At 64.9% G+C, this 8,042-nt stretch carries 9 protein-coding genes (1 of these 9 only partly in view); 2 read left to right on the top strand and 7 right to left on the bottom strand.

What is annotated here, in order from left to right; translation table 11 throughout:
- Positions 1-251 carry the beginning of a DUF2199 domain-containing protein gene (locus ABIA42_RS28450; protein ID WP_370118902.1) on the bottom strand. 259 nt of this gene lie to the left of the window's left edge, so only the first 251 of its 510 coding nucleotides appear in the window; the start codon lies at positions 249-251; its stop codon lies beyond the left edge, outside the window.
- A 214-nt stretch (positions 252-465) separates the two neighbouring features.
- Between ABIA42_RS28450 and ABIA42_RS28445 the strand changes: the two genes are divergently transcribed.
- Positions 466-1,062, top strand: a complete 597-nt coding sequence (locus ABIA42_RS28445; RefSeq protein WP_370118905.1) for a hypothetical protein — start codon at positions 466-468, stop codon at positions 1,060-1,062.
- 119 nt (positions 1,063-1,181) lie between these two features.
- Here the strand turns inward: ABIA42_RS28445 and ABIA42_RS28440 are convergent, their stop codons facing one another.
- The 6 genes from ABIA42_RS28440 to ABIA42_RS28415 form a co-directional block, all read right to left on the bottom strand.
- Positions 1,182-2,270, bottom strand: a complete 1,089-nt coding sequence (locus tag ABIA42_RS28440) for a TRAP transporter substrate-binding protein (RefSeq protein ID WP_271531611.1) — start codon at positions 2,268-2,270, stop codon at positions 1,182-1,184.
- A gap of 180 nt (positions 2,271-2,450) precedes the next feature.
- Positions 2,451-3,764 (bottom strand): NAD(P)H-dependent oxidoreductase, encoded by a 1,314-nt coding sequence (locus ABIA42_RS28435; RefSeq protein ID WP_370118909.1) that lies wholly within the window; start codon positions 3,762-3,764, stop codon positions 2,451-2,453.
- Positions 3,765-3,921: 157 nt separating this feature from the next.
- Positions 3,922-4,722, bottom strand: a complete 801-nt coding sequence (locus ABIA42_RS28430) for a phytanoyl-CoA dioxygenase family protein (RefSeq protein WP_271531615.1) — start codon at positions 4,720-4,722, stop codon at positions 3,922-3,924.
- A gap of 132 nt (positions 4,723-4,854) precedes the next feature.
- Positions 4,855-5,532 (bottom strand): GntR family transcriptional regulator, encoded by a 678-nt coding sequence (locus ABIA42_RS28425; protein ID WP_370118912.1) that lies wholly within the window; start codon positions 5,530-5,532, stop codon positions 4,855-4,857.
- A 188-nt stretch (positions 5,533-5,720) separates the two neighbouring features.
- Positions 5,721-6,533: an alpha/beta fold hydrolase gene (locus tag ABIA42_RS28420; protein WP_370143678.1), complete on the bottom strand. Its 813-nt coding sequence runs from the start codon at positions 6,531-6,533 to the stop codon at positions 5,721-5,723.
- A gap of 3 nt (positions 6,534-6,536) precedes the next feature.
- Complete coding sequence (locus ABIA42_RS28415) at positions 6,537-7,355, bottom strand: alpha/beta fold hydrolase (protein WP_194391340.1); 819 nt, start codon at positions 7,353-7,355, stop codon at positions 6,537-6,539.
- 135 nt (positions 7,356-7,490) lie between these two features.
- Here ABIA42_RS28415 and ABIA42_RS28410 point away from each other — a divergent pair, with 135 nt between their 5' ends.
- Positions 7,491-8,033 carry a methylated-DNA--[protein]-cysteine S-methyltransferase gene (locus tag ABIA42_RS28410; RefSeq protein ID WP_271531622.1) on the top strand — a complete coding sequence of 181 codons (543 nt, stop codon included), beginning with the start codon at positions 7,491-7,493 and terminating at the stop codon, positions 8,031-8,033.
- Positions 8,034-8,042 lie beyond the last annotated feature (9 nt).

The raw sequence follows: 8,042 nt of genomic DNA, 5'->3' as shown, positions 1-8,042 counted from the left end.
AAGCTGTTCTGGCTCAGCGACACCCAGACTCCCCAGACGAACGGTTCGGTCTCGCCATGCACCGGAATCTCCAGGCAGCCGCGCGCGAAGTAAAACTCCTCCTCATCGACGATGCAGGTGTCCGCGTCCAACGCGCAGCGGCGGTCACGCTCCACGGCCGGGATGGAATGGAGATACAGCGGCGCTTCGGCCGAATAGCCCGGCATTCCTTCGTGCCACTCATCGCAGCAGGTGCATTTGAATCGGAACATGGGTCTCACCGTTTTGTGACGAGCTTGGGAAGCACGATATCAGAGAACCCGCTCAGATTGGTCGAACAGCGACGCCATCAGGCTCCCAGCGAGTCGTGATCATTCAGCCATGATCTGCCGCTAGCAGGAATGCGCGGAGTTCATGCGCAGTTCATTTCGTGATCCCTAGCTTTCGGCCGCCAAAACCAGCCATCCCCTTCAGGAGGAGACCTACATGCCAGCATTGCTTCGTCCCGCCCTCACCGCGCTGAGCGTTGCGTGCCTTCTGTCTGCAGCTTCGTTCGCCTCCTCCGGCGCTGCTTTCGCCCAGGCCAAGCAGCAGGCTGCGCCCACTCAGCCGACCGCGCCGGCGCAGCAGCAGGCGCCCGCGTTGAAGCAGATCGCGCTGACCGACAAGCAGCTCGACGGCGTGCTCGCTGCGCAGAAGGACATGGACGCGATCACGGAGAAGCTTCCGGAGAACACAGCGCCCGACCAGAAGGTGATCGCGCAGCTCGAGGAGGTCGCCAAGAAGCATGGCTTTGCCAGCTATGACGATTACAACAACGTCGTGGACAACGTCAGCCTCGTGATCGGCGGCTTCGATCCCGCGACCAAGAAGTATGTCGGCCCCGAAGCGGTCATCAAGGCGCAGATCGCGGAGATCCAGGCCGACAAGAAGATGCCGGCCAAAGACAAGAAAGAAGCCCTCGATGAACTCAACCAGGCGCTGAAGACGCCGGCCCCACAAATCGAGAACAAGGGCAACATCGATCTCGTCGGCAAGTACTACGACAAGCTGGTCGCGGCGCTTGGTGACGAGGAAAATTGACCATGGAATGCCGTCATGTCCCGGCTTAACCAGGCCGGCGATGATATCCGCACTCAACGCAAAAGCCCCGGAGGCATCTCCGGGGCTTTCGTCGTTTTGTCGCTTGCAGCGCGATGCGGCTACGTCCTCGTCCGCATCCGCATCATGAATGTGTCGAAGCTGAGCTCGGCCACCTGCATCCACGCGAGCGACTCGCTGCGGAAAGCGGTGAGGCTCGCATACATCTTGCCGAAATGCGGGTTGCTCTTGGCGAGATCGGCGTAGATCTCGTTGGCTGCGCCGTAGCAGGCTTCGAGCACCTCCTGCGGGAAGGGCTTGAGGATCGCGCCGGCAGCGAGCAGCCGCTTGAGGGCGGGTGGATTGACCGAGTCGTACTTGCCGGTCACCCAGGTGAAGGTATCGAGCGATGCCGTCGAGATCGCTGCCTGATAGTGCTTCGGCAGCGCGTTCCATTTCTCCAGATTCATGATGTTGTGGCCTTGGCCGGTGCCTTCCCACCAGCCCGGATAGTAATAGTACTTCGCCACTTTCACGAAGCCGAGTTTCTCGTCGTCATACGGGCCCACCCATTCGGCCGCGTCGATCGTTCCCTTCTCCAGCGCAGGATAGATGTCGCCGGCCGCGATCTGCTGCGGCACGCCACCGAGCTTCGAGATGATTGTGCCGGCGAAGCCGCCGACGCGGAATTTCAGGCCCTTGAGATCATCGACGGTCTTGATCTCCTTGCGAAACCAGCCGCCCATCTGCGCGCCGGTCGAGCCTGTGGGAACGCCGATCGCATTGTGCTCCTTCAAGAGACCGTTGAGCATGTCCTGACCGCCGTTCCACAACAGCCAGGAGATGTGCTGGCGCGTGTTGAGACCGAACGGCAGCGACGTGCCGAAGGTGAACGCGGGGTTCTTGCCCCAATAGTAATAGAGCGCGGTGTTGCCCATCTCGACGGTGCCGTTCGAGACCGCGTCGAGCACTTGCAGGCCCGGCACGATCTCACCGGCAGCAAAGGGCTGGATCTGAAAGCGGTTGTCCGTGATCTCGGCGACGCGCTTGCAGAAATATTCGCAGCCGCCATAGAGCGTATCGAGCGACTTCGGCCAGCTCGCCGCCAGCCGCCATTTCACCTCGGGCATCGACTGCGCGATAGCCGGCGAAGCAACGGCACTTGCGGCCAGGCCCAATCCGCCCGCCGTCAGGAATTTACGACGTTCCATGCGTTTCCCTCCTGTGTTGTCGAGTCCTCGACGAGGGATCGCGGTCTTGGCGCCGCTTTCGTCTTCGCCGGTGGCCGACGTTTCCTTATTGTCCGAAATTCAGTATTCCCGGATCGCAGTCAGCATGACCAAAGGGGAACCGCAAATCAAGCGCACTTTGGTTGTGCACCGGCAGACCGGTCAATGCTGCGCTGCGAACGCGGCTTCCATGGCCTTGCGCGTTTTCACCGTTTCGTTGCCCGCATCGAATTCGACATCGCTCCAGCGCACCACCGCGCCATGGGCGACGTCATGTTTCAGCTTCACGCGATGTGCTAGTCCGATGGGCAGGGCGCCGGCCCTCAGGCTCGCAGCTGCCGGTACCAGCTTGCCCCATACCGTGTAGCCCCCTTCGCCGTCGAGCATCTCGCCGGCGCGCAGATTGCGCTTGGCCACCGCGGCGACGTCGCCGCGGAAGCCGATGGCCTGCCCGGTCGGTTCGCCCCGCAGCGCGGCCGACAACACCGAGATGTTCAGCTCGAGCCCGATCAGATGATAGGGCTTGTACATCGCGGCGAAGCGTCCGCTGGCGTCGGTCTTCAGGCCATATTGCCTGAAGCAGTCGGCGGCATAATCGTTCGGCGCCTCCAGCACGACATAGACGCCCCAGCGCAGATCGCGAAACACCGGCCGGCCGTCGCGCTCGAGCGAGGAGACGACCTCGACGACGCCGGACCGCTCCAGCACGCCGCCGCGCGAGCGCGGCCGCATGATGTGTGGCAGGTCGTCGACGCCGCAGGGCGGAAACAGCAGGCCGTCCGTGGGCACGTCGAGGCCGCACGCGTTCGCAATCGCGGCCATCTCGATCGCCGATTTGGTGCCGTCGAGAAAGGAGTTGAACATCTGCGGATTCATGCCGGCCGATTGCGCCTCGCCTGCGGTCAGGCCGTAATGCTGCCAGACGCCATCGGGCGTCACGTCGTGATAGGCCGGCAGATATTTCGTGCCTTTGCCGGCCGCGACGACGCGGAAGCCGGTGGCCCGCGCCCAATCCACCATCTCCGCGGTCAGCGCCGGTTGGTCACCATAGGCGAGCGAATAGACCACGCCGGCCTTGCGCGCCTCCTCGGCGAGCAGGGGGCCTGCCAGAACATCGGCCTCGACATTCACCATCACGATATGCTTGCCCGCCGCGATCGCGGCGCGCGCATGCTTGATGCCGACCGCGGGATTTCCGGTCGCCTCCACCACCACGTCCATCGCGCCGTCGGCAATGGCGCGCGCGCCGTCATCGGTGAAGACAGTCGCCGCGATGCGCGCCGCATCCCAGCCGACGGTGCGGCAGGCCTCGCGTGCGCGGTCGCGGTCGATGTCGACGATGATGGGCACTTCCAGCCCCGGCGTGTGCGGTACCTGCGCCAAGAACATCGAGCCGAATTTGCCCGCGCCGATCAGTGCGACACGGACCGGCTTGCCGGCGCTGGCGCGGGCCTGGAGGAGGCGGAAGAGGTTCATGGGGACACCCGATCATGATCGTGTCCCGGACGCGGTGCAGCGTGTAACGCTGCTCCGCAGAGCCGGGATCCAGAGAAAAACCATCCGTGCGGTATTGGGCCCCGGCTCAGCCGCGCATCACTGACGTGCTGCGCTGCGTCCGGGGCACGAGAGCATCCTACTCCGCCGCCTGCCGCGGCGCACGCGCGAGCCGCAGCAGTGCGTCGTCGTCCACCGTCTTGATCGGCGTGAAGTCGCGATGCGCGATGTAGTCCGGCCGGGTCGGTGTGCGGATGTGGTTCGAGACCGCGTTCAGCGTCAGGTAGACGATCTTGCGCGGGTAGGGCGTGATGTTGCCGGCAGACCCATGCACGAGATTGCCGTGGAACATCAGCATGCCGCCGGGCTTGCCGGTCGGTGCGACAATGCCGCCCTGCTTGACGAGGCGGGTCACGGTGTCCTCGTCCAGCGTCCAGAGCGGATAGGAGGTGGTGGCAAGGTCATGCGAGGCTTCGAGATCGCCGGCATTCTGGCTGCGCGGCACCAGCATCAGCGGGCCGTTGATCGGCATCACCTCGTCGAGGAAGATCGCGATGTTCATCGCACGCGGCTCCGGCATCCCGTCGTCGCGCTTCCAGGTGCCATAGTCCTGGTGCCACTGCCAGACGTCGCCCGTGAAGGCCGATTTCGCGTTGATCTTGAACTGGTGCATGTAGACTGGCTCGCCGAACACCTGCTCGACCGGCTCGATCATGCGCGGATGCGCGCCGAGGATGCCGAAGGCCTCGTTGTAGAGATGTGCGGCAAAGGCCGTGCGCGGCGCGCCGCTCTTCTCGCGCCAGACCTCCGGCCGGTTGGCGTCGTAGATGCCGACTGCCTCGCGCGCGAGCAGATCGACCTCCTCCTGGCTGAACAACTCGGGCAAAAACAGCCAGCCCTCGCGGTGGAAGAACTCCAGTTGCTCCTGAGACAGTTTCATGGGTCGTCCTCCTGTTTTGATTTGTTCTCTTTCTCGTCATGGCCGGGCTTGACCCGGCCATCCACGTCTTTGCGGCTCGTCAAGAAAGAACGTGGATGCCCGGCCCAAGGCCGGGCATGACGGCGCCTGCCGCTACGCCGCCGCCTCGTCCGTCGCCCTCAATCTCTCCTCGGTCATCCGTCCCGCCGTCTGCGCATGCGCCAGCGCCGCGCGCTCGGCTCCGTTCGCGTCGCCGGCGAGAATGCGTGCGGCGATGTCGGCATGTTCGGCCCAGGCGCTGTCGCGATAATCGAGCTCGGACAGCACCGTCGCCATCGAGCGCCGCATATGCGGCCATTGCGGTGCGATGGTTTCCTCGATCACGGGATTGCCGGCGAGCTGATAGATCGCGCGGTGGAAGTCGACATCGAGCGCGATGAGCTCGGCCAGCGTCGTGTTGCGGTCGCTGCGGCGTCCGGCGGCAAGCGCCGCGTCGAGCCGTGCGCGTCCGGCCGCGTCAATGCCTGCGCGCGCCGCGGCGAGCCGGGCCGCCAGCGCGTCGATGGCGCCGCGTACCTCATAGAGCTGGCGGATGCGCGCGGGATCGAGCTGGGTGACTTCAAATCCCCGGCGGCCGCTTTCCGCGACCAGACCCTGGCGGTGCAACAGATGCAGCGCATGCGAGACCGGCTGACGCGACACGCCGAGCCTGTCGGCCAGCTCGTTCTGACGGATGCGCTGGCCGGGACGCAATGTGCGGTCGGAGATCGCTTCCAGGATCCGCGCATAGACCTGGTCGATCAGGTTCGGGAGCGGGTCGAGAGGGATCACGCCGGCGGCTCCTCGTACGGAATACGGAATTCCGTATCGGAAGGTATGCTGGGACGGTTGAGGCGTCAAGGCGAACCTTCGAGGTCCCGCTCAAAGGGGCTTTTCGGCCGCCGCTAAGCCGTTGATATCACTAGGTCCGTCTACTGTGCATGGGGTTGTTTTCGAAGTTTGGAGGCGGGCAGCCACCCCTACTCCGCCAGGAACCTGTTCACGACTTCACCGAACTCCAGCGGCGCCTGCTCGAACATCCAGTGGCCGGCATTCTCGATCACCGCCGTCTTGCTGCCTGCGATGTGGTCGGCCAGCACGCGCCACATCACCGACAGGCTGCCGGTGGTGGCGCCGCCGCCGACCAACAGCGTCGGTGTCCTGATCGCCTGCGCGTCGCTGAGCGTGTAGGGCCGGCGCTGCTCGTTGATCTGGCCGAGGAAGGTGAGCGCGTTGTCGCGAAGTTGCTGCTTCGCCGCGGCGGGCACGCGCCGCCAGGAGCCGTCGCCCTCGATGCCTTCGTAGAAATTCTGCAGCGCGCCCTCGATATCGCCGGCGCGGATCATCTCGACCGATCGCACGGTGCGGGCCGCCAGCGGCGGATGCGCGGGCGTGCCTTCCGGCACCGGCAGGGATGCATCGAGATCGCCGCCGGGCTCGGCCAGCACCAGTTTTCGCAGCAGATCGGGCCGGGCCTGCGCCACGCGAAACGCGATGTGGCCGCCGCGCGAATGGCCCATCAGATCGACCGGCGCGGGCTCAACCTGCTCGATGAAAGCGATCACGTCGGCAACATGCTGCGCCATCTTGTAGTCGTCGCCGACCGCATCCCAATGTTCGGGGAAGAAATGCCGCAGGCTCACCGAGATCACGCGATGATTCTTCGATAACGGGCCGAGCACCGAATACCAGGTGCGGAAGTCCCCGAGCGTGCCATGCACGCAGACCAGCGGGCGGCCGCTTCCGACTTCCAGATAGGCCATGTCGTAGCCGTTGACGCGAATTGTCTGCATTGGTCAGCTCGCCAGGAAATCCAGCACCACTTCGGAATATTTCTGCGGCGCCTGCTCGAACATCGGATGCGTCGCGTTCGGGATGATCGCCGTCTTGGAATAGGGCACATGCGCCGCCAGCGCGTGCAGCACTTTCGGCAGCAGGCCTTTGGTCCGTGCGCCCAGGATGAACAGCGTCGGCATCTTGATCGACTCCGCATCCGCCTTCGAGAACGGCGGGCGGTTGTCGCGGACCTGGCCGATCAGCGTCATGGCGTTGTCGCGCAGATTCTGCTTCACCATTGCCGGCAATCGCGGCCAGGTGCCGGGCCCCTCCAGCGTGTCGACGAAGACGGCAAGGCCGCCATCGACGTCGCCGGCTGCGATCTTCTCGGCCGAGGCCGTGAAGCGCGCCAGCAGCGGCGAGGGGCCGCCGACGTAATCCGGATCGAGGCTCGCATCGAGCTCGCCGCCAGGCTCGGCCAGGATCAGCCGCCGGAGCAGATCCGGCCGCCGCTGCGCCACGCGGAAGCAGATGTGCCCGCCGCGGGAATGTCCCATCAGGTCGACCGGTCCGAGATCGAGCTCGTCGATGAAAGCGATGACGTCGTCGACATGCTGGGCGATCGAATAGGTATCACCAAGCCCGTCCCAGCGCTCGGGGAAGAAGTGCCGCAGGCTGACGGCGATCACCCGATGTCGCTGCGTCAGCGGCCCGAGCACGCAGCCCCAGACACGGAAGTCGTTGAGCGAGCCGTGCACGCAGACTAGCGGCGGACGGCCTCTGTCTTCGCCCACGTCGAGATAGGGCATGTCGTATCCGTTGACGTGCAGGCTCTGCATTCCGGGCTCGTGAGGGGTTGGAACTCCTGTGCAAGATTCCCGGAAACCGGGTGGATCGCAACTATTTCCAAGCCTAGATTCGGGCCGCGATCACATTGGGGGCATGCGACAAGGAACGCAGCCAGGAACCAAGCCATGACCGACCAGCATTTTGCCCTGTTCGACACCCGGATCGGCCTGTGCGCCATCGCCTGGGGCCCGCGCGGCATCAACGGCACGCAATTGCCGATGGGTGGCGAGCAGAAGATCCGCACCCGCATCCAGCAGCGCCATGCCGATGCCAGCGAAGCCGAGCCGACCGCCGAGGTGCAGCAGGCGATCGACCGCATCACAAAACTGCTCGCGGGCGAGCCGGATGATCTCGCCGACATCCCGCTCGACCTCGACGGCGTGCCCGAATTCAACCGCGGCGTCTACGATATCGCCCGCACTGTCCCGCCGGGCAAGACCGTCACCTATGGCGACATCGCCAGGCAGCTTGGCGGCGTCCAGCTGTCGCGCGACGTCGGCCAGGCGCTTGGCCGCAACCCGTGCCCGATCGTGGTGCCGTGCCATCGCGTGCTGGCGGCCGGCAACAAGCCGGGCGGCTTCTCGGCCAATGGCGGCGTGGTGACCAAGCTGAAGATGCTCGAGATCGAAGGCGCGCTGGTGAACCACACGCCGAGCCTGTTCGATTGAGATGCGAGG

Source organism: Bradyrhizobium sp. USDA 327 (genome assembly GCF_041262065.1).
Lineage (GTDB): Bacteria > Pseudomonadota > Alphaproteobacteria > Rhizobiales > Xanthobacteraceae > Bradyrhizobium > Bradyrhizobium liaoningense.
The sequence above is the reverse complement of the archived record's forward strand: the minus strand, read 5'-3'. Positions and strand labels throughout refer to the sequence as shown.